The organism is Cnuibacter sp. UC19_7 (assembly GCF_042699995.1).
In the GTDB taxonomy this organism is placed as follows: domain Bacteria; phylum Actinomycetota; class Actinomycetes; order Actinomycetales; family Microbacteriaceae; genus Cnuibacter.
In genome coordinates this window covers 2217359-2235549 of record NZ_CP170560.1, presented here as the reverse complement: position 1 = coordinate 2235549, position 18191 = coordinate 2217359, and the positions used below count along the sequence as shown (strand labels likewise).

Sequence of the window (18191 nt, the reverse complement as noted above, 5' to 3'; positions counted from 1 at the left end):
CAGGGGACTTCGCGATGTCACGCCGGACGAGCACCATCATGGGCGCGGTCACGCTCGCCACCGTCGCGCTGCTGGCCGGCTGCACGCCATCGGTCGAGACCGAGCCCGAGCCCAGCGCGACATCCGCTGAGCACCACGGCTTCCCCGTGACGATCGAGAACCCCTACGGCGAGACCGTCGTGCCGCGCGCCCCGCAGCGCATCGTCACCCTCGGCCCTGACGGCACCGATGCACTGCTTGCGCTCGGCGTGCGCGGACCCGTCGGCGCGGTCCTCTCCGACAGCGGCGATCCGGCGGAACTGCCGGTCTGGACGCAGGAGGCCCTCGACGAGCTCGCCGTCGACGATCCGGAGGTGCTTCCCGGGGGAGAGACGCTGCCCTACGCCGAGATCACCGCGCTCGAGCCCGACCTCATCCTCGCCGTCTCGGTCGAGCTCGACCGGGATCGGTATGAGCAGCTCGCCGCCATCGCGCCGACCGTCGCGACGCTCCCGGGGACGACGTCGTGGCAGGATGCCGTCTCCGTAGTCGGCATGGTGATGGGCGAGGATGAGGCCGCCGCCGCCGCGATCGATTCGGTCGACCAGAAGCTGACCGCGATCACCGACGCCCATCCGCAGCTCGACGGTGTGACCGTCGCCGCCGCGACCACCGCTGCGACCGACCCCACGGGGACCTTCTCGGTGTTCGCCGAGGACGCGTCGCCGGTGCAGCTGCTCGAAGATCTCGGCTTCACGATCCCGGCGAGCGTCGTCGAAGGAACGCGGCTGGACTCGTCCACCTTCCCCGTCGCCGCCGACCAGGCGGCCGGGCTCACGTCCGACATCCTCGTCTACTACGCGGCCACTCAGGCCGAGTACGACGCCTGGCTGGCCTCGCCGGTCGCGCAGTCACTGGCGCAGGTGGCCGGTGGCAACGTCGCCCCCGTCATCGGGGCAGACCTCGTCCAGGCGGTGGGGTCTCCGTCCGCCCTGTCGATCCCGTGGGGGCTCGACGGTCTGGTAGCCGCGCTCGGTGGCACTGCTCTCGGTGCGGTGCCCGCGCCGACGAAGGGATGACGGCGACCCCGCATCCCCCGTCAGCGCACCGCGTCCAGCAGCGCGCGCGAGAAGGAGGTCGATCCGGGCGCGCTCGGCACGGTGACCGGCTTCGACGAGCAGCAGCGGACGTGGCAGATCATCCCCGGGCGCTGACGGCAGACCCTCGTCGTTCAGAAGCGTGAGGCGATCGTCACCGAGTTGACGGCGTTCGTCACCGCGACGCCCGTGATCACCGACGTCGTCGCCGCCGCGACCGCAGCCCCGGATGCACTGACCTCGGTGATGCGACGCGCGGCCCACAGCGAGAAGACCGCCTCCGCCACCGGCATCGCGGGCGGCACGACGAGCGACCCGCCTGCGGCGCCATCCAGACGCCCGAAGGCGACCTCGCCGACCAGCTCGTACGCGGAGGGTGCGATGTCGACGCGACGCCTCAGCTCGAACGCGCCGGACGGGTTGGCGACGTACCAGACATGGTCCGTGATCCGGGTGGCGTGCATCCATCGCGTCGCGCCGACATCGGCGTGGAGGCGGTCGAGGATCGAGTCGTGGCCGTAGTCCCACACGTCGGGCCCGATGCGGTAGCGCCCGTCTCCGACCCACCCGGCCACGGCCGTGCCGTCGGCGTAGATGACGCCCGCGATGTCCCGGTACTCCACGCCCGCGATGCTACCCCGGCGGATGCCCGGGGTGCGGGGCTCGGAGCCTACCAGCGGCTGCGTCTGCGCCTCCGACCGGCGCGGTGGCGCGAAAAACGCAGGGGCTCAGGGGCGTCGTCCATATATGGGGGACGAAGGGCCGGAGCCCCTGCGTTTTCGCGCCCACGGGGTCAGGAGGCGGGGCAGGTGACCGTGAAGGAGGTGGTAGCGTCGAGCTGCTCGGCGACCTTCGGGTCGTAGTCGCCGATCGTGGTGAGGGCGGGATCGCGCGGCTGCACCGAAGCTCGTCCTTCCGCGCCGAGGACCGTGTACGTCGTCGCACCGCCGTCGGCGGCCTCCGACTGGATCGATCCGTGCCCGCTGAACTGGGCGACGAGGTCGTCGCCGACCACCCAGCTCAGGGCGAGGTCGCCACCGTCGGTGGAGAAGCTCGCGCCCACTCCGGCGTCGGGTGACTTGTTCGCGGCGGTCGCGAGTTCTCCGGCGCACGAGAGCAGCCCGCCGGGCCGCAGCTCTCCCGTCAGCGTGGTCGGCGTTCCGTCGCGCTCGAACTCGATCACCACGACGGGGCCGGATCCGTCCGGCCAGGGCGCCGTCTGTGTGGGAGTCGGGGTCGCGCTCTCCGCGTCGGATGTGGTCGCACCCGACGCGCACCCGGCCAGGGTCAGTGCGCCGGCGGCGGCGAGGACGGCAGGGACTCGGAACGACACGCGTGCACTCACCCTCTCGACCGTATCCTGCCCGGCCGCCGTCCACCCGCACTCGCGCACTCGCGCGGAGGTCAGGCGTACACGCGACCGGGTCGGGCCGTCAGCGGATGCCGAGGGTCGCCAGAGAGGCGATCGTGACTCCCACGGTGGCCACAGCGGCGCTGCCCAGCACGATGACGTCGAGGGAGACGGTGCGCTGCTCCGCGTCGCCCGGCGCTCCATCGGAGGCGCGGCCGGGCCACGACAAGACACGACGGTGGGACGCGGCGTCGAGCGCGTCGGTCTCGGGATGCTGTGTCGTCATCGGTCAGATGAGGGTGTCGCCGTTGTCGGCGGTGCGACGGGTGGTCACAGCCTCGCCGTTGACCGGGTCCACCGCCGTGCGCGACGTCGACACGGTGGAGCGGCGGCGCAGCGTCAGCACGAGGCTGAGGAGGAACACGATGATTCCCGCGGTCATGAGGATGTAGCCGATCAGGCTGAGGTTGATCATGCCGCCCAGGTCGACGTCGACCGCGAAGGCCAGGATCGCGCCGATCACGAACAGGACGATGCCGCTTCCGATGCCCATGGTGTTCTTCTCCTTGACGGGCGGAATCGCCCTTCGTTCTCGGGTCCGGTTCGGGTCTCGCTCACCGGTTCGAGACCATGCCTACCACCGAATAGCTCAACCGCCAATGAGTCATCTCCCGAACTATCTCCGCCGGGCTGCTCCAGCGTCGCTCCGTAGACTGCGCGGGTGGCCTTCCCCTCGTTCGCCGACGACGCGGCGATCCTCCTCGCGGCGGTGGGGCGGAAGGAGGGCAGCCGGACCACGGTGCGCGGCGTCATCGGGACGTGGGACATGATCAACGTCGACGTCCCCTCGCGCGAGATGATCGAGACCGCCGCCGGGGCCCTTCAGCGGGCGGGTCTCGTCACGATCGATGGTGAATGGTCCCTCCGCCTCACAGCGGAGGGAGCCCGGATCCGCCGCACGCCTCGCAGCGTGAGCATGCGCGCACTGCCGGGCGCACTGCGGAGGCTCCTCCCGACTCTCTCGCCAGACCCCGCCGTCGTGCTCCCGGAAGAGATCTACGACGAGGCCCTGGCCGACTACCTGGGCCCGCGCCCGCCTCTGCGGGTGTTGCTGTGGCGCGCGCTGCGCCGACGATGACCGGACTGCTCTGGGGACCTCGGAAGACGCCGGGGCACGCGCCGCTGACGGCGGGCGCGAGCGCCGCCCCGCGCTCGACCGGATGACGTGCCCGTTCTCCGAGGACTTCGCGACGAGCTTCAGCGCCTACCTCGAACGGTTCACGCTGAGATGGTGAGGTCGCCCATGATCGGCCCCGATCTGCCGGCCGACCAGTACCGCGCCCGAAGCCGAGATGGGATTGTGGTGGGCGAGCGGCGCTCCGGCGCCCGCTCCGGGCTCCTCGATCAGTTGGAGCCCACCGGGCTTGTTGGCCTCGAGCATCAACGCGTCGACCCACTCCGCATTGACGGCGGGCTTCCGGTGCCCGTAGAACTTGAAGGCCACGTCGGCGAGAGGGTGCACCCACACGCTGGTGCGTCCGTCTCCGGAGTCAGCGCTGTCGCGCCAGCTGAACATCATCGACTCCCGGCGGCGGAGCTTTGCGCTGATCACGATCTGCAGATGTGCCAGCACGCGGTCGTCGAACTCCACCGCCACGTGGGGCCCGCACAAGAACTTGCCCATGAGTGCCTCCTTCGGGGGTCACGCTTCCGCGCATTCCGGATGACGTCAACCCCCTGGGGATAGCCGGCTCAGGAGTCCATGGCGCCTCGTCGCCCCGCATCCTGGTACGTTGCGGACGTATGAGCTTCCTTCATCGGTCGGCGCTGGCGTGGGCGGAGGCGCACTCCCTCTCGGCGGACGTGCGCTGGGCCCAGCTCGAGGTGATGGCGTTCCAGCGGCACCCGCAGATCTTCCAGCACTTCGGCGAAGACGGCGCCATGATCTCGGACCGTGAGCGCCGTGCTCGGGTCACCCCGAAGTCGCGGATCCGAACGCTGAGCACCGTGCTCCTCGTGGTCCTGGTCCTGACCGTCGTCTTCGCCCCGATCGCGGGCGGAGCGGTCGTCGTCGGCGACAGGTTCGAGTTCCATCGGATCGAAGCGGAGCGATCCGTGCCCATCTCCGCGGTCTGGTTCGTGATCGCCGCGGTCGCGCAGGTCCTCTACTTCGTGATCTGGCTGGCGCATCGCGCCCGGTTCAGCTGGGTGGACTTCGGCGTCTGGGCCGTCGGCGTCGTGTTCGCCGGACTTGCCCTCTTCAACGTCCCCAGGTACTCCGCCGCCGACGGATACGACGGGTGGCCGCAGTACCAGACGCCCGCGATCATCTCGCTGGCGATCGCGAGCGTCGCGCTCCTCGTGGTGCTGCTGCGTTTCCGCTCCCGCGATCCCGACATCGCCGAGGAGGAGATGCCGGCGTCAGGCCTGGACGCGGACAGCGTCCGTGAGCTGATCGCCTCGCTGCCGGAGGACGAGCGGCGTGCGATCGCCGACGACCGAGACGCCGCGATCGACATGCTGCGCATGCGGATGGTCATCACCGACGCCGTCTGCGAACGGGCACGGGCTCAGGAGCTCGGCACGCTCTACCTCTTCCCGCAGGCGGCGCCGAAGGGGGCGCGATGAGGGCCCGGATGCGCGGACGCGTGGACGCCTCCTGAACCGATGAGCGGGGTGAAGAACGAGGGCCGCGGAGCGCCGCCGCGGATGGAGCGGCCGCTCATCAGCATCCTCCGCTGGGTGATCGGGCTGGTCATCGCCGGCCTCACCGTGTCCGCCATCGCGTCGCTGGCGCTCGATCCGTCGGCGGACGACGGTGCCGCGACGCTCATCGCGGGCTTCGGTGTGCAGATGGTGGTCGTCGCCGTGGTGATCCAGCTCCTCGCACACAACTCCCTGGCCTTCCGGCGCACCCGATTCGACTTCCTCTGGTGGCTGTTCGCCGTGCTGCCGGTCGGCAGCCTGCTGCTCTCGATCCCCGCGATCCTGTCGGATCCCGTCTACTTCGACGCCAGCACCCCCGCCGGCTTCTGGTCGACGCTCGCCCTCCATGCCGTGCTGATCCTCGTGGGCGCCCTCTTCGGACCTCTGGTCTGGTTCTTCCTCGTGATGCCGCTGTCGCAGCTGGTCGGCGGTGTCGTCGAGCTCGTTCGCGGGGAGAAGCCCCCGCTCTTCCGGTTCGTCGCCCCGTTGGGGGTGCTGGCGCTGGCCGCCTTCATCCTGTTCGGAGCGGGCGCCCTCGATCTCAGCGGCGCCCTCCCCGGGCGGTTCGCGGCCCCGCAGATCGTCCTGGCGATGCTGGGGATCCCGGGCAGCTACGAGGTGGCGTCGCCGGTGCTCCTCTGGGTGTGCCGCGGGATCCTCGCGGCGCTCGTGATCGCGTTGGTGGGCTCGTGGTGGGCGGGGAGGCGCGAGGCGCCGGTCGATTCCGCGGCTGCGCGGCCGCTCGTGGAGGACTCATGAGCCAGGAGCCGTGGGTGATGCCCGACGGGTCGGGGGCCGAGCTCGGAGTGACGGCCCGCGAGAGCGTCGACGTCCCGGTCGAGGGCTACGTCGACGGGTCGGTGGTCGCGTGGTACCCGCCGTACGCGCAGACGGTCGCCGGGATCCGGGCGCGACTGCCGCTCCGGGCGAGTGAGCTCTGGCAGCAGACGGTGGCCGATGTGACATCGGCGAACCCTCTCGGGCGCGACGAGATCGCGCCCGCCCCGTGGCGGCAGAGCCTCCGCGTGCTGGCCTTCGTCGCGGCCTGTGCGACGTTCCCCGGGATCGCCGCGGGGCTCGGGCTCGGTCGGGGCAGCACCGTGCTCGAGACGACCTCGATCGCGCCCGCGGTCGGGATCGCCGCGGTCGTGGCCGTCGCCTGCCTGATCCTGTCGATGGTCCGTCCCTCGCGCATGGGCAGGCCGAGCAGGATGGCGCAGGGGACCGCCTGGCTCACCACGGCGGGCACGCTGGGCTCCGCGGGGGCGATGCTGATCCGCAGCGACACCTGGACGTCGGCGACCTGGGTCTGGTGGTGGGTCGGTCTCGGCACCGGGCTCGTGAGCCTCGTGGTCGCCGCCGTCGTGGAGGTCACCCGGCGGCGCTCGGCGTCCTCGAGCCGCCTCGAGGATGCCGATGTCCTGCAGCTTCGCCTCGCCGCGGTGGCGGGTGCGCTCGCCGAGGCGGTCTCCGAGGTGCGGTCGGCGTGGTCACGGCTCGATCCCGCGGTCAGGGTCGCCATCGAGCGCGAGCGGCAGGTCGCCCTGCACGGGATCGCCTCTCGTCTGGCGGACGCGCCGGTCGAGCTGATGGCCGCCGAGGTCCCCGGAGTGCTCGTGCTGCCCGACCTCGCCGACGCGGCCCACCGCGGGCTGCACCTGGGTGCCGCGTAACGGGTCGACCGCGAGGCGGGTGGCCGGCACGGCTACTTCGTCACCACCGTGCGGGCCCGGGGCCGTGTCGACCCCCTCGGATGACATCGCCGGACGTTCCGGCGCGCCGGCTCCCCTCCTACTGCGGTCGGGCGCGGGTTGCGCCCGCTCATCGTCGCCGGGAGGCCTGACGGCCCCGCCACACCGCTGAGCGGGCGGAACCCGCATGTGAGCCGCACCAGACGCGGCTCGACCGGGTGATCGACCGGGTGAATTGTGCCGGAAGCCGCCAGGGGCCGATGCGCGCCTTTGCCATATTCGCCCTGAGGCATACATCCCGAGATGTCTCGTCACGATCGTCCGCCGGCCGCGGCACCCGCCGCATCCGGCCCGCCGTCGCGAGCAGACCCGAGCGTCACCCATCGCAGCGCTCCGTCCACGCAAGGAGACCTCCGTCGGTGATCACCGCCCCGTGGCCCGCACTTCTCACCCCGTCGCTCGAGGCCACGCTGTTGCGCGCCATCGCCGCGGAGCAGTCCGCCGCCGGGATCCAGCGGCGCCTCGCGTTCCACAACACCCGCGTCATCCTCGGGGCTCTCCTGGCCGCGGGCTTCGACATCCACCAGGTCGCGGCTCTCTTAGGCGTGCAGACGGCGAGCGTCCGCGCCCGGGCGGAGCGGAACGGGCTCCTTCCCGTGGTCTCCGCGCCGCATCTGACGGGCCTGGCGGAGTCGGTGCTCGCCGCCCTCCCCACGCACGCCCCCTGGGGCGCCGTCCCCGGCCCGACCTACCTCGCCGGCGACGTCATCGCGCTCCTCCACGCGGGCGACCGGACTCCGTAGCGCCCACCGGGAGACACGATGCGTGAACAACGAGGTGAGATCACGGGTCGCATCGTCGGCGTCTACTCCGGCGCCGGCGGCAAGCGCGACCCCGACCGCGAGCTCGACTTCAGCGACGAGGTCGCGCGGATGCTGCGCGCCGGCTACGCAGGTGCGGCCCACTCCTTGCGCGGGTGCGAGGGGTTGTCGGCGCCGAGGTCGCCGTCGTGCGGCCAGAGGCGGAGGCGCCACCGGTCCCCGGGCTCGGTGGATCCCGGCCAGCCCTCGGCGACGAAACCGCGACCGCTCACCTCGACCCAGTAGCGCCCCTCGGGGATCGGACTCTCCGTGCTGGGCAGGGTGGGGCTCCCGAGGCTGACGGTCGAGGAGGTGCCGACCTGTAGCGATTCGACCGAGACCTGCTCCCAGGCATCCGGATCGGATGCGGGCGGAGCGGACCACAGCTGCACCTCCACCTCCATCGCGAAGTTGTTCTGGTGCGGGCTCAGCACGACGAGCATCGACCCGTCGCTTGCCGACGGCGGCGAGTCCTGCGCCTGGTCGAGCAGTGCGAGCTCGTCGGAGTCGCCCTCGCCGCCCGCGATGGTGAAGTAGCCGTAGTCCATCGCGTGGGTCACCGCTCGCGCGGAGAGGAGCTCGGCGTCGCTCATGCGTCTCACGCTAGCCGAGCACCGAATCCGTGGGGAGAACTCCCCATGGGGACTGGGGCGGAACGATCGTAGGTTTGAATCGGGCCCCGGATGTGGGCCGCCGAGGAAGGGGCATCATGAGCGACGACAGGGACGATCGCGAACCGCAGCAGCCGGGAGAGGCCGAGCAGCAGCGGAGCGGACTGCCGGAGTATCCGCCGCAGGGTGAGCCCGCGCCCGGCCCGGCCGCACCTGTCTCTCCGCCCCGGAACCAGCCTGGTCCCGGCTTCGGTCAGCCGCAGCAGCCAGGTCAGCAGCCGCATCCGGGATACGGTCAGCCGCAGCAGCCGGGCCAGCCGCAGCCGCATCCCGGCTACGGCCCGCAGCCGCCGCAGAACCCTCAGCAGCCCGGCTACGGCCAGCCGCAGCAACCCCAAGGCCAGCAGTCCCATCCCGGCTACGGCCCGCAGCCGCCACAGAGCCCGCAGCCGCATCCGGGATACGGCCAGCCCCAGCAGCCCCAGGGCCAGCCGTACCAGGGCTACGCGCAGCCGCAGGGCCCCGGGGGAGCGCCCCGGAAGGAGGGGCTCGGCGTCGGCGCCCTGATCGCCATCATCGGCGGTGGCGTGCTGGTGCTCCTCCTCGTGGTGGTCATCGTCGCGGTCGTCGTGCTGCGCGGGGTGGCGTCGTCCTCGGGCGGAACCGGAACCGGCGGCGAGTCGTCGACCACGCCGTCGCAGGTGGTCACCGACTACCTCACGGCCGTCGCCGACGGCAACGCCGAGAAGGCCCTCAGCTACATCGGCACGCCCCCGGATGACACGTCCCTCCTCACCGACGACGTGCTCGCCGCCTCGAACGAGCTCGCTCCGATCACCGACATCTCGATCGTGTCGGAGGACACGTCGAACGGCAGCTCGGACGTCACCGTCAGCTACGACCAGGGGTCGAAGCCCGTCACCATCGAGTACAGCGTGCTCGACTACGACGGCGACGGAACGTGGCAGATCACGGGCGGCACCGGCTACATCAGCACCTCGAAGTTCAAGGGGCTGGGCCTGACGATCAACGGGCAGGATGTGGGCGACGTCGACGAGGTCGAGGCCTTTCCGGGCACCTACGGGCTCGCGACCACGCTGCCGAACTTCACCCTCACCCAGAACGCCCCCGTCGTGGTGGACGAGCCCTTCGGATCCGCCGACACCAGCGACATCACCCCGGCGCTGACGGATGCGGCCCTCCAGCAGTTCCGCGACCTGGTGCGCGCCGCGGTCCAGACGTGCATCGCCACCACCACGCTCGACGCGGGCTGCGGGCTCGCCATCCCCGCCACGCTGTCGGATGGCACGCAGCTCGTCGACGGCACCATCCAGCGCACCCTGCCGGCCGACACGAGCGTGAGCATCGACTCGCTGGAGGCGACGCTCAGCTACGACAACCCGACGCTGGCGCAGGGGGAGTCGATCGGCGGCATCGACGTGACCGCGCAGTGCACACAGGGCGGGACGACGGGCACGTGCAGCGTGCTCTTCGGCCCGTCGATCGGTCGCCCGTCGGTCGACATGGCCTCGCCGAACCCGACCGTGCTCTGGGACTGACCCGAGCGACAGGGAGAGTGGGACGAGAGGGGGATGACGTGACCGCCGGCCGCGTGCTCGGGCCCCGCCGTGGCGGCCACGGGCAGGACTGCTGAACGACACCCCGGCACCTGACTGCCCCTCAGCGACGGAACGCGTCGATCGCCAGGGTCGCGAAGCGACGACCCGCGGCGGGCCGGCGCTCGGCCGCGACGGACACGAGTCCTCGACCCGCGAGCAGCACGATCACGAGGTCATCGACGGTAAAGTCAGAACGGAGCATCCCCTGAGCCTTCGCTCGTCGGCCCAGCTCGTCGATCATCTCGAGCAGCAGACGGCGATGCTCCGCGAAGACGTCACCCGTCCTCTCGACCGCCATGTAGGCATCGATGAATCCACGGTGGCGCACGTTGAGCAGGATCAGCTGCCGGACGGCCTGCTCGAAGCCGCGCCAGGCATCCGAATGGGCGCACGCGTCGGCGACGATCGACCTGCAGGCCTCGACCTCGAGGGCGAACACCTCGGACAGCAGGTCGTTCCGGGTGGGAAACCGGCGGTAGAGCGTCGCAGCGCCGACGCCCGCTCGGCGGGCGATCTCGCGCATGCCGACGTCGAGGCCACTCTCGGCGAACAGGGCCCGGGCCGCCACCACCATCCGCGTGCGGTTCTCCTCGGCATCCGCCCGCAGTGTCCGAGACAGTTCGGTGGTCATCGTCCTCACTTCCGTCAAGTGGACGCCCCCGTCCATTACCGTCGCGATCGTACCTCCAGGAAGCAGGACGAGGAGACGACGTGCGCGCCATCACCATCGAGACATTCGGAGACCCGAGCGGGATGAAGGTCGTCGACCTTCCCGATCCGGCCCCCTCTCCGGGCCAGGTGCTCATCCGCACCGAGGCGATCGGGGTCGCCGGGGTCGACGCCGTCATCCGGCGGGGGACCCTCGGCTCCGGCTACCCGGTCGGCATGATCCCCGGCGGTGAGGCGGCGGGCATCGTGACCGCGACGGGCGAGGGTGTCGACCGGGAGCTGATCGGGTCGAGGGTCTGGGCCTTCATGGGTACCGGGGGCGCCTACGCGGAGCTCGCACTCGCACAGGCGACCGACGTCACGCCCATACCGGAGGGACTGTCGTCCGCCGACGCCGTCACCCTGGGCAGCGCGAGCGCCGTGGCGCACTTCGCGCTCGCCCAGGCCCACGCTGCCCGAGGCGCCTCCGTGTTGGTCCGCGGCGCTGCCGGGAGCCTCGGCATCGCGACCGTCGAGCTGGCGGCGCAGCGGGGCGCATCCGCCGTCGCCGTCACGACGTCCTCCGCGGACAGGGGGCGTCGACTCCGGCACCTGGGCGCCACGCATGTGCTCGACCGCGCCGGGGCGGGCGACGACGATGCGCCGACGTCCTTCGACGTCATCATCGACATCGTGGGCGGCGCGGACATCCCCGCGTTCATCGACCGCCTGGCGCCGAACGGTCGCATGGTCCTGGTCGGCGCGGTGGCCGGCTTCCCGCCTCCCGATTTCGGGATGGCGCTCATGCGGTCGTTCCAGAAGTCGCGGTCGTTCGGCGTCTTCAGTCTCGCGTCGATTCCGCCGTCGGACCGGGACGCGGTGCGCAGAGACCACTTCGACGCCGTCACGCGAGGAGATCTGCACGCCGTGATCCACGACATCCTGCCGCTGGACGAGGCTGCGGAGGCTCACCGTCTCATGGACGCCGGGTCGGTCTTCGGTCGGATCGTGCTGACCGTCTAAGAGCGGCTGGACCGGTACAGCTGCACGATCGACAGCACCGTGACGATCGCACCCGCGGCGACGAAGAACCACCCGAACAGCGGGTTGAGGTTCAGCACGACGACGACGATCCCGATCATGAGAGCCGCGAGGGCGAGCACGAGGCCCAGGATGAGGGTGGCGCGGTAACGGCCGGGGCTCAGCGGTTCGGGACTCGTCATGTCCGAACTCTAGTGACGCGCGGCACTCGGCTCCAGACGCCCGGACGGGGGCCACGACCCGCTCTCACCGGGCCTAGGGTGGACGACGTGTACGGGGTGCCCGCCGATGTGTCGTTCGCGTTCTTCGAAGGGCGCCGACTCGATGCGGTCCTGTACGGCCGCCATCAGCTGTCGCTCCTGTTCGACGGCGAGGTCTCCCTCAACATCGAAGGAGACGTCGGCGTCGTCGCCGCCGGTGCCGGGGAAGTGGTCGTCACCGATTCGCGGGAGGTGGCGCGCCCGATCCTCGATCTGCTCTCCCTCATCGTCGCCGCTGTGCGGGTCGACCCTCCGACGAGCCTCATCCTGGTGTTCGACGACGGAACGGAGGTCCGAGCCATCGACGACCGCGGGCCCTACGAGTGCTTCAACGTCCACCACGGCCAGAGTCTGTGGATCATGTGACCATGGGGAGCGTTCGGATCGTGTTCTCGGCGGCGCAGGGTGCCGCCGATCTCTGGAAGTACGGGGAGGATGCGCTCGTCGAGAGTGCCCTGGCGATCCCCGACGATGACCTGCCCGGTCTCTGGCTGAGCGCCGGCCGGTACTTCATCGGCGGGAGGGATGCGCTGCCGCTCCACAGCGCGCTCTACGCCGACAAGGCCATCGCCTTCGCGCTGATCCAGTACTTCGAGGGGGCGCTCCGCCCGCTGGCCCGGGAGCGCCGCCGGGCTCAGAAGACGATGCCCGAGGCGCTCGCGAACGCCGCGCCGATCCCGCAGACGGCCGAGTGGCTCGCCCGGCAGCACGAGCCCCGCTAGCCGTCCGTCGCCCGGAGACGGTAGAGGAGGTGACCTATGGCGGAGTGCTCAGCGCGGGCGCGGAGAGGCGAGGCGCTTCGCGGCCTCGACGACGAAGCGGCGGCGGGCGGCGCGCTCACGCTCGTCGGAGGGGCCGGCGCCCGTGATCATCTCGGCGAGCTGCGGCACGGTCTGCCACCACGCGGCCAGCGCGATCAGCGAGAACGCGAGATGACCGGGGTTGATGCCCGGGTCGAGCAGCCCCTTCTCCTGCGCTGCCGCGAAGCGGGCGATCTTCTCACGGTAGTGCTGGGTGCGGATGTCGGCTCGCGCAGGCGGGCCGTCCTGCAGGCCCTCCCACTGCAGCAGGCGACCGAGCTCCGGATGAGCGGCGTGGTAGTCGAACGTCGCCCCGGCGAACTCGCCGATGTCGTCGAGGCCGGCTCCCGAGAGCTCGACGGCGCTGGCCAGGCGCTCCAGCTCCTCCGTGAGCACGAGATCCCAGAGCGCCTTCTTGTCGCCGAAGTAGCTGTAGAGGCGCTCCTTGTTCACGCCCGCGCGCGTCGCGATCGCGGCGACGGTGGTGCCGTCGAAGCCGTGGGCGGCGAACTCGGCGAGCGCCGCCTCGCGCAACCGGCGTCGGGTTCCCTCCACATCCCACGCCATGGATCCCAGACTACCAACGCCACGGTTGGAGATCGCGGATGGACGCGCTAAACTCCAACCGCACCGTTGGAGTTGGAGAATGACATGACCGAGACCACGTCCCTGCCCGCGGAGACTCACAACCCCGCATCCGGCACGATCGCCCTGGTCACGGGCGCGAACAGCGGCATCGGGCTCGAGACGGCGCGGCAGCTCCTCGATCGAGGTGTGACCGTGTGGATGGGCGCCCGCGATGCGGAGAAGGGCCGGCTCGCCGCCGATGCACTCGGTGCGGGGGCGCGCTTCGTCCGGATCGACGTCGCAGACCCCGCCTCGATCGACGCGGCGGCAGAGCAGGTGGGCGACCTCGGCATCCTGGTCAACAACGCGGGAGTGAACCCCGGGGGCGAGGACATCGCAGCGACTTCGCTGGAGCAGCTTCGCCTGGCCTACGAGACCAACGTCTTCGGGCTCATCGGCGTGACGCAGGCCTTCCTTCCCTCGCTGCAGAGGTCTGCGCATCCGCGGATCGTGAACGTGTCGAGCGGCACCGGGTCGCTCGCATGGAACAGCGGCCCGAATCCGCAGTTCGACTGGGATCGGGTGAAAGGCGGGGGGCTCGCGTACCGAACCTCGAAGACCGCCGTCAACGCCGTCACCCTCCTCACCGCGCAGGCCCTCGGCGAGAGGTTCAAGGTGAACGCGCTCGCGCCGGGGCTGCGCGCGACGAACCTCATCCCGGGCATGGCGGTCGGCGGCGACCCGGCGGAGGCTGCCGCGGGTGCGGTGCGCCTCGCGCTCCTCCCGGACGACGGCCCCACGGGAGCGCTCTGGTCATGGGACGGCACCCGCGCGCCCTGGTGACCACGGCCCGCGCCGCCCGCCCTAGAGGAGCCCGAGGCGCCGGGCCTCGATGACCGCCTGCCCGCGCGTGCGCACCGACAGGCGCGACATGATCGCGCGCAGGTAGCTCTTCACCGTCACCTCCGACAGGCTCAGCCGGGCGCCGATCTGCGCATTGGTGAGCCCGTACGCGACGAGCGAGAGCACGTCCCGCTGCCGCCTCGTCAGCGCGCCCTCCGGGACCGACGGCGGAGGCGGCGCGACGAGCTCGGCGAGCTCCCGCGCGGTCTCGGGATCGCGGGTCCGCGCCGCGATCTGCTGCAGGGTCGCCCGCAGCTGAGGGGCGGGGTCGTCGACAACGGCCTGCCGCATCCGCAGCTCGACCCGCTCGTCGACGAGATCGCGGACGTGCAGCTCCTGCGCGACGGACGACGCCACCCTCGTGAGCGACGCCATCGTCGAGTCGAGCGAGCCCGCCTCCCGACTGCCGGCGTACAGCAGCCCGCGGACCTGGAGATCGACGACGATCGGGGCGACCGCGAGCGACGCGATCCCCTCGCCGAGGATCTGCGCGTCGAAGTCGTGCGTGATCTCCTTCGCCCGCCCGTAGTCGTGCACGCGGGTCGGCTGGCCCGAGACCCAGGCCAGCCCGCCCAGCCCCCGCGCGGGCTGCACCACGATGCTCGAGAGGTGCTGCAGCGGGGCGCCGGATGCGGCCGACACCCGGATGCTGCGGGCACCACGGAGGCCGCCGAACGCGACCGAGAGGCCGGTCTGACTGCGGATCGTCCTGGTGGCTCGCTGTATCAGCGCGACGTCGTCGGGACGCATCGTGGTGAGATCCATGGTTACCGCCTTTGGAACCTACTGGTGCCTTACGATCGTGGCGAAGATGACTGGCACAGCGACGTCGACAGCCTAGATCGTCGGCGGCACTTTGACGAGGAGGTCAGAAGTGAGCACGTCCCCCGACAGCATCGACAACCTGTTGCACGAGGCGCGGCGGTTCTCGCCTCCGCCGGAGTTCGTGGAGGGCGCGGTCGCGACGGCCGAGCTCTACGACCGGGCCGCCGCGGATCGACTGGGCTTCTGGGCGGAGCAGGCCCGCGAGCTCCACTGGCACACCCCGTTCAGCGCCGACCGTGTGCTCGACTGGTCGAACCCGCCGTTCGCGCGCTGGTTCGACGACGGCGAGCTGAACGTCGCCTACAACTGCCTCGACCGTCACGTCGAGGCGGGCCGCGGCGACCGGGTGGCACTGCACTGGGAGGGCGAGCCGGGCGACTCCCGCTCCCTCACCTACGCCGAGTTGACCGCGGAGGTGAAGAAGGCCGCGAACCTCCTCACCGGCCTCGGGATCGGGCCCGGCGACCGGGTCGCGATCTACCTCCCGCTCATCCCGGAGGCGGTCATCGCGATGCTCGCGGTCGCCCGTCTGGGCGCCGTGCACTCGGTCGTGTTCGGCGGGTTCAGCGCCGAGAGCCTGCGCGCCCGCATCGACGACGCGGATGCGAAGCTCGTCATCACCGCCGACGGCGGCTACCGCAAGGGCAGGGTCTCGCCGCTGAAGCCGGCGGTCGACGCCGCCCTCGCCCTGCCCGACGGCGACGGCGCCACCGGCACCCACACCGTCGAGCACGTGCTCGTGGTGCGCCGCGGCGAGAACGACATCGACTGGACGCCGGGCCGCGACCTGTGGTGGCACGAGCAGATCGCGTCGGTCGACGCCGAGCATGTCGCGGTGCCGTTCCCGGCCGAGAACCCGCTGTTCATCCTCTACACGTCCGGTACCACGGGGAAGCCCAAGGGCATCCTGCACACCTCCGGCGGATACCTCACGCAGGCCGCCTACACGCACCGGACGCTGTTCGACCTGCACCCCGAGACCGACGTCTACTGGTCCACGGCCGACGTCGGATGGATCACCGGGCACTCCTACGTCGTCTACGGCCCGCTCGCCAACGGTGCGACCGAGGTGATCTACGAGGGGACCCCCGACAGCCCGCATCCGGGGCGCTGGTGGGAGATCGTCGAGAAGTACAAGGTGACGATCCTGTACGCCGCGCCCACCGCGATCCGCACGTTCATGAAGCTGGGCCGGCAGATCCCGCAGCGATTCGACCTGACGTCGCTGCGCCTCCTCGGCAGCGTGGGCGAGCCGATCAACCCGGAGGCGTGGGTCTGGTACCGCGACGTCATCGGCGACGGCATCACCCCGATCGTCGACACCTGGTGGCAGACCGAGACCGGCGCGATCATGATCTCCGCCCTGCCGGGCGTCACCATCCTGAAGCCCGGATCGGCGCAGGTGCCCGTCGCGGGCATCAGCGTCGACGTGGTCGACGAGCAGGGCACTCCGGTCGGGGCGGATCAGGGCGGGCTGCTCGTCGTCACCGAGCCGTGGCCGAGCATGGCGCGCGGCATCTGGGGCGACCCCGACCGGTTCATCGACACGTACTGGTCGAAGTTCGGACCCACCGTGTACTTCGCCGGTGACGGCGCCCGGCGCGACAAGGACGGCGACATCTGGCTGCTCGGCCGGGTCGACGACGTGATGAACGTGTCAGGGCACCGCCTCTCCACCGCCGAGATCGAGTCGTCGCTGGTCGCCAACCCGATGGTCGCCGAGGCCGCCGTGGTCGGCGCCTCCGACGAGACCACGGGGCAGGCGGTGGTCGCGTTCGTGATCATCAAGCAGTCGCACCTCGAGGAGGCGAGTGCCGAGGATGCGATCCCGGTGCTGCGCAAGCACGTCGCCGATCAGATCGGGCCGATCGCCCGCCCCCGCGACATCTACCTCGTCACGGAGCTGCCGAAGACCCGCTCGGGCAAGATCATGCGCCGCCTCCTCCGAGACGTCGCCGAGGGTCGCGACATCGGCGACACCACCACCCTCGCCGACACCACCGTCATGCAGGTGATCGCCTCGACGGTGCGGTAGCGACTCCGCCCGCGCCGCTGGGCGCGGGTGATGCTGCGGGTTCCGCCCGCCCAGCGCCCCCACGGGGCCTGGGCGGGCTCTCTCATGCGCACGGCGGGCGCAACCCGCGGCGAGCCCGCCCCCGCGCCGCCGTCAGGGGGTCTGATCGGGGCGGCGGAGCCTCTCGTAGTACTCGATCTCGCGCTCCAGCTCGGCGAGCTGCTCCTCGGTCGAGCGGGTGTCCTTCGGGGGCCCGGCCGCGGGCGCGGCGGGCGGCTCCCGGTGCCAGCGGCGCGGATCGCCGAAGCTCACGTTCTCGGCCGGCCGCCGGTCGTACTCGCGGCCGATGACGAACCACAGCACCGACCCGATCAGCGGCAGGAACACGACGAGGAGCACCCACACGATCTTGGGCAGGTGCTTGATCCGCCCCTCGTCGCTCCTGATGATGTCGACGAGTGCGCCGATCATCAGCGCGAGCAGCAGGAAGGAGAAGATGACGTACACGTGCCCCCCATTCGAGCGTCAGCGTCCCTCCTAGACTCCCCGAAGACGGCCCTGCCGTCAATCGACCGGTTCGACCGCGGATCGGGTGCGCGGGGAGGGTCGCGACGGACGCGGCGCGCGGGTCAGCGCTGCTCTGCGGTGCCCAGGTGCTGCTGGATCTTCGACAGCGCGGGCACCGCGTCGAGGAGCCTGCGGGTCTCTGCGGCCGTGAGCGTGTCGACGGCCTCGGCGAGGAGCCGGTTCCATGAGGCGTAGACGGTTCGGACGCCGTGCAGCGCGGTGGTGGACGGGTAGAGCCGCGTCACGCGCCGATCGGTGTCGTCTCTGACCCGCTCGACCAGACCCCGCTCGGTGAGGTCGCGGAGAGCGGTGCTCACGTTGCTGGGGAACTTGCCCAGCCTCTCGGCGATCTGGATCAGCGTCACGCCAGGAGTCTCGACGACCACGCGGATGACCTCGCTGGACAGACCGGACAGTCGGACCTCGTCTGTCTCGGCGAAGGCCTTCCAGAGGTGATCGGAGATGGTCAGCACCGCTCGCGTGAGCTCTCCGACCGCTTCCTCGTGCTCGGCGTCCATGCGTTCAGTCTAGATGCTAATGGTTATCAATGCCATACATAAAGATTGCTGAGACTCGACCATTTTGCTGGATAACCGGACGTCTGCGGGCGTAGACAGTTATTGCATCAATAAACAGTTGACGCACACGAGAG

24 protein-coding genes are annotated in these 18191 nt (G+C 70.9%); 12 read left to right on the top strand and 12 right to left on the bottom strand.

Annotated elements, in window-relative coordinates:
- Positions 1–14 precede the first annotated feature (14 nt).
- Positions 15–1058, top strand: coding sequence for an ABC transporter substrate-binding protein (locus ACFJGV_RS10610; RefSeq protein WP_378143886.1), 1044 nt, complete (start codon positions 15–17; stop codon positions 1056–1058).
- Positions 1059–1210: 152 nt separating this feature from the next.
- Here the strand turns inward: ACFJGV_RS10610 and ACFJGV_RS10605 are convergent, their stop codons facing one another.
- From ACFJGV_RS10605 to ACFJGV_RS10590, 4 genes are all read right to left on the bottom strand, one after another.
- A complete protein-coding gene (locus ACFJGV_RS10605; protein ID WP_378143885.1) occupies positions 1211–1699 on the bottom strand; it encodes a hypothetical protein in 489 nt (162 codons plus the stop codon).
- A gap of 170 nt (positions 1700–1869) precedes the next feature.
- Positions 1870–2421 carry a hypothetical protein gene (locus ACFJGV_RS10600; RefSeq protein ID WP_378143884.1) on the bottom strand — a complete coding sequence of 184 codons (552 nt, stop codon included), beginning with the start codon at positions 2419–2421 and terminating at the stop codon, positions 1870–1872.
- An 88-nt stretch (positions 2422–2509) separates the two neighbouring features.
- On the bottom strand, positions 2510–2713 hold the full coding sequence (locus tag ACFJGV_RS10595; RefSeq protein ID WP_378143883.1) for a hypothetical protein: 204 nt from the start codon (positions 2711–2713) through the stop codon (positions 2510–2512).
- A gap of 3 nt (positions 2714–2716) precedes the next feature.
- Positions 2717–2980 (bottom strand): DUF6458 family protein, encoded by a 264-nt coding sequence (locus ACFJGV_RS10590; protein WP_378143882.1) that lies wholly within the window; start codon positions 2978–2980, stop codon positions 2717–2719.
- Between the two features lie 168 nt (positions 2981–3148).
- Between ACFJGV_RS10590 and ACFJGV_RS10585 the strand changes: the two genes are divergently transcribed.
- Positions 3149–3565, top strand: a complete 417-nt coding sequence (locus ACFJGV_RS10585) for a hypothetical protein (protein WP_378143881.1) — start codon at positions 3149–3151, stop codon at positions 3563–3565.
- A gap of 126 nt (positions 3566–3691) precedes the next feature.
- Here ACFJGV_RS10585 and ACFJGV_RS10580 read toward each other — a convergent pair whose 3' ends face one another.
- Positions 3692–4111, bottom strand: a complete 420-nt coding sequence (locus ACFJGV_RS10580; RefSeq protein WP_378143880.1) for an ATP-dependent DNA ligase — start codon at positions 4109–4111, stop codon at positions 3692–3694.
- A gap of 119 nt (positions 4112–4230) precedes the next feature.
- On the opposite strand from ACFJGV_RS10580, the gene ACFJGV_RS10575 reads away from it, so the two are divergent.
- The 4 genes from ACFJGV_RS10575 (at position 4231) to ACFJGV_RS10560 (ending at position 7627) form a co-directional block, all read left to right on the top strand.
- Positions 4231–5055 (top strand): hypothetical protein, encoded by an 825-nt coding sequence (locus ACFJGV_RS10575; RefSeq protein WP_378143879.1) that lies wholly within the window; start codon positions 4231–4233, stop codon positions 5053–5055.
- 39 nt (positions 5056–5094) lie between these two features.
- The gene (locus ACFJGV_RS10570) at positions 5095–5892 is read left to right on the top strand and encodes a hypothetical protein (protein WP_378143878.1); all 798 of its coding nucleotides are present in this window, start codon (positions 5095–5097) and stop codon (positions 5890–5892) included.
- Positions 5889–6806 carry a hypothetical protein gene (locus tag ACFJGV_RS10565; protein WP_378143876.1) on the top strand — a complete coding sequence of 306 codons (918 nt, stop codon included), beginning with the start codon at positions 5889–5891 and terminating at the stop codon, positions 6804–6806. Before ACFJGV_RS10570 ends, ACFJGV_RS10565 begins: the two co-directional genes overlap by 4 nt.
- Before the next feature lie 437 nt (positions 6807–7243).
- The gene (locus ACFJGV_RS10560) at positions 7244–7627 is read left to right on the top strand and encodes a hypothetical protein (protein WP_378143875.1); all 384 of its coding nucleotides are present in this window, start codon (positions 7244–7246) and stop codon (positions 7625–7627) included.
- A gap of 143 nt (positions 7628–7770) precedes the next feature.
- Here ACFJGV_RS10560 and ACFJGV_RS10555 read toward each other — a convergent pair whose 3' ends face one another.
- On the bottom strand, positions 7771–8277 hold the full coding sequence (locus tag ACFJGV_RS10555; protein ID WP_378143874.1) for a hypothetical protein: 507 nt from the start codon (positions 8275–8277) through the stop codon (positions 7771–7773).
- A 116-nt stretch (positions 8278–8393) separates the two neighbouring features.
- Here ACFJGV_RS10555 and ACFJGV_RS10550 point away from each other — a divergent pair, with 116 nt between their 5' ends.
- Positions 8394–9854, top strand: coding sequence for a hypothetical protein (locus ACFJGV_RS10550; protein ID WP_378143872.1), 1461 nt, complete (start codon positions 8394–8396; stop codon positions 9852–9854).
- Between the two features lie 121 nt (positions 9855–9975).
- Here the strand turns inward: ACFJGV_RS10550 and ACFJGV_RS10545 are convergent, their stop codons facing one another.
- Positions 9976–10545 (bottom strand): TetR/AcrR family transcriptional regulator, encoded by a 570-nt coding sequence (locus ACFJGV_RS10545; RefSeq protein WP_378143871.1) that lies wholly within the window; start codon positions 10543–10545, stop codon positions 9976–9978.
- An 80-nt stretch (positions 10546–10625) separates the two neighbouring features.
- Between ACFJGV_RS10545 and ACFJGV_RS10540 the strand changes: the two genes are divergently transcribed.
- Complete coding sequence (locus tag ACFJGV_RS10540) at positions 10626–11585, top strand: zinc-binding dehydrogenase (RefSeq protein WP_378143869.1); 960 nt, start codon at positions 10626–10628, stop codon at positions 11583–11585.
- Here the strand turns inward: ACFJGV_RS10540 and ACFJGV_RS10535 are convergent.
- Positions 11582–11785: a hypothetical protein gene (locus tag ACFJGV_RS10535; protein WP_378143868.1), complete on the bottom strand. Its 204-nt coding sequence runs from the start codon at positions 11783–11785 to the stop codon at positions 11582–11584. The genes ACFJGV_RS10540 and ACFJGV_RS10535 overlap by 4 nt on opposite strands.
- Positions 11786–11872: 87 nt before the next feature.
- Between ACFJGV_RS10535 and ACFJGV_RS10530 the strand changes: the two genes are divergently transcribed.
- Both ACFJGV_RS10530 and ACFJGV_RS10525 read left to right on the top strand, forming a co-directional pair.
- The gene (locus ACFJGV_RS10530; RefSeq protein ID WP_378143867.1) at positions 11873–12229 is read left to right on the top strand and encodes a DUF6188 family protein; all 357 of its coding nucleotides are present in this window, start codon (positions 11873–11875) and stop codon (positions 12227–12229) included.
- A gap of 2 nt (positions 12230–12231) precedes the next feature.
- On the top strand, positions 12232–12585 hold the full coding sequence (locus ACFJGV_RS10525; RefSeq protein ID WP_378143866.1) for a hypothetical protein: 354 nt from the start codon (positions 12232–12234) through the stop codon (positions 12583–12585).
- 48 nt (positions 12586–12633) lie between these two features.
- On the opposite strand, the gene ACFJGV_RS10520 is transcribed toward ACFJGV_RS10525, so the two are convergent.
- Positions 12634–13230, bottom strand: coding sequence for a TetR family transcriptional regulator (locus ACFJGV_RS10520; protein ID WP_378143865.1), 597 nt, complete (start codon positions 13228–13230; stop codon positions 12634–12636).
- Positions 13231–13314: 84 nt separating this feature from the next.
- On the opposite strand from ACFJGV_RS10520, the gene ACFJGV_RS10515 reads away from it, so the two are divergent.
- Complete coding sequence (locus ACFJGV_RS10515) at positions 13315–14073, top strand: SDR family NAD(P)-dependent oxidoreductase (RefSeq protein ID WP_378143864.1); 759 nt, start codon at positions 13315–13317, stop codon at positions 14071–14073.
- A 21-nt stretch (positions 14074–14094) separates the two neighbouring features.
- Here the strand turns inward: ACFJGV_RS10515 and ACFJGV_RS10510 are convergent, their stop codons facing one another.
- Positions 14095–14898 carry a LuxR C-terminal-related transcriptional regulator gene (locus ACFJGV_RS10510; protein ID WP_378143863.1) on the bottom strand — a complete coding sequence of 268 codons (804 nt, stop codon included), beginning with the start codon at positions 14896–14898 and terminating at the stop codon, positions 14095–14097.
- 109 nt (positions 14899–15007) lie between these two features.
- Here ACFJGV_RS10510 and acs point away from each other — a divergent pair, with 109 nt between their 5' ends.
- Complete coding sequence (gene acs / locus ACFJGV_RS10505) at positions 15008–16993, top strand: acetate--CoA ligase (protein ID WP_378143862.1); 1986 nt, start codon at positions 15008–15010, stop codon at positions 16991–16993.
- A 132-nt stretch (positions 16994–17125) separates the two neighbouring features.
- On the opposite strand, the gene ACFJGV_RS10500 is transcribed toward acs, so the two are convergent.
- Together ACFJGV_RS10500 and ACFJGV_RS10495 are read right to left on the bottom strand one after the other, a co-directional pair.
- Positions 17126–17479 (bottom strand): PLD nuclease N-terminal domain-containing protein, encoded by a 354-nt coding sequence (locus ACFJGV_RS10500; RefSeq protein ID WP_378143861.1) that lies wholly within the window; start codon positions 17477–17479, stop codon positions 17126–17128.
- A gap of 122 nt (positions 17480–17601) precedes the next feature.
- Positions 17602–18057, bottom strand: coding sequence for a MarR family winged helix-turn-helix transcriptional regulator (locus ACFJGV_RS10495; protein ID WP_378143860.1), 456 nt, complete (start codon positions 18055–18057; stop codon positions 17602–17604).
- Positions 18058–18191 lie beyond the last annotated feature (134 nt).

Bases quoted from the DNA above. Each gene is read 5' to 3' on its own strand.
- ACFJGV_RS10610 (WP_378143886.1), top strand. From the start codon at position 15: ATGTCACGCCGGACGAGCACCATCATGGGCGCGGTCACGCTCGCCACC.
- ACFJGV_RS10595 (WP_378143883.1), bottom strand. From the start codon at position 2,713: ATGACGACACAGCATCCCGAGACCGACGCGCTCGACGCCGCGTCCCAC.
- ACFJGV_RS10590 (WP_378143882.1), bottom strand. From the start codon at position 2,980: ATGGGCATCGGAAGCGGCATCGTCCTGTTCGTGATCGGCGCGATCCTG.
- ACFJGV_RS10580 (WP_378143880.1), bottom strand. From the start codon at position 4,111: ATGGGCAAGTTCTTGTGCGGGCCCCACGTGGCGGTGGAGTTCGACGAC.
- ACFJGV_RS10575 (WP_378143879.1), top strand. From the start codon at position 4,231: ATGAGCTTCCTTCATCGGTCGGCGCTGGCGTGGGCGGAGGCGCACTCC.
- ACFJGV_RS10570 (WP_378143878.1), top strand. From the start codon at position 5,095: ATGAGCGGGGTGAAGAACGAGGGCCGCGGAGCGCCGCCGCGGATGGAG.
- ACFJGV_RS10565 (WP_378143876.1), top strand. From the start codon at position 5,889: ATGAGCCAGGAGCCGTGGGTGATGCCCGACGGGTCGGGGGCCGAGCTC.
- ACFJGV_RS10555 (WP_378143874.1), bottom strand. From the start codon at position 8,277: ATGAGCGACGCCGAGCTCCTCTCCGCGCGAGCGGTGACCCACGCGATG.
- ACFJGV_RS10550 (WP_378143872.1), top strand. From the start codon at position 8,394: ATGAGCGACGACAGGGACGATCGCGAACCGCAGCAGCCGGGAGAGGCC.
- ACFJGV_RS10545 (WP_378143871.1), bottom strand. From the start codon at position 10,545: ATGACCACCGAACTGTCTCGGACACTGCGGGCGGATGCCGAGGAGAAC.
- ACFJGV_RS10535 (WP_378143868.1), bottom strand. From the start codon at position 11,785: ATGACGAGTCCCGAACCGCTGAGCCCCGGCCGTTACCGCGCCACCCTC.
- ACFJGV_RS10525 (WP_378143866.1), top strand. From the start codon at position 12,232: ATGGGGAGCGTTCGGATCGTGTTCTCGGCGGCGCAGGGTGCCGCCGAT.
- ACFJGV_RS10520 (WP_378143865.1), bottom strand. From the start codon at position 13,230: ATGGCGTGGGATGTGGAGGGAACCCGACGCCGGTTGCGCGAGGCGGCG.
- ACFJGV_RS10515 (WP_378143864.1), top strand. From the start codon at position 13,315: ATGACCGAGACCACGTCCCTGCCCGCGGAGACTCACAACCCCGCATCC.
- ACFJGV_RS10510 (WP_378143863.1), bottom strand. From the start codon at position 14,898: ATGGATCTCACCACGATGCGTCCCGACGACGTCGCGCTGATACAGCGA.
- ACFJGV_RS10495 (WP_378143860.1), bottom strand. From the start codon at position 18,057: ATGGACGCCGAGCACGAGGAAGCGGTCGGAGAGCTCACGCGAGCGGTG.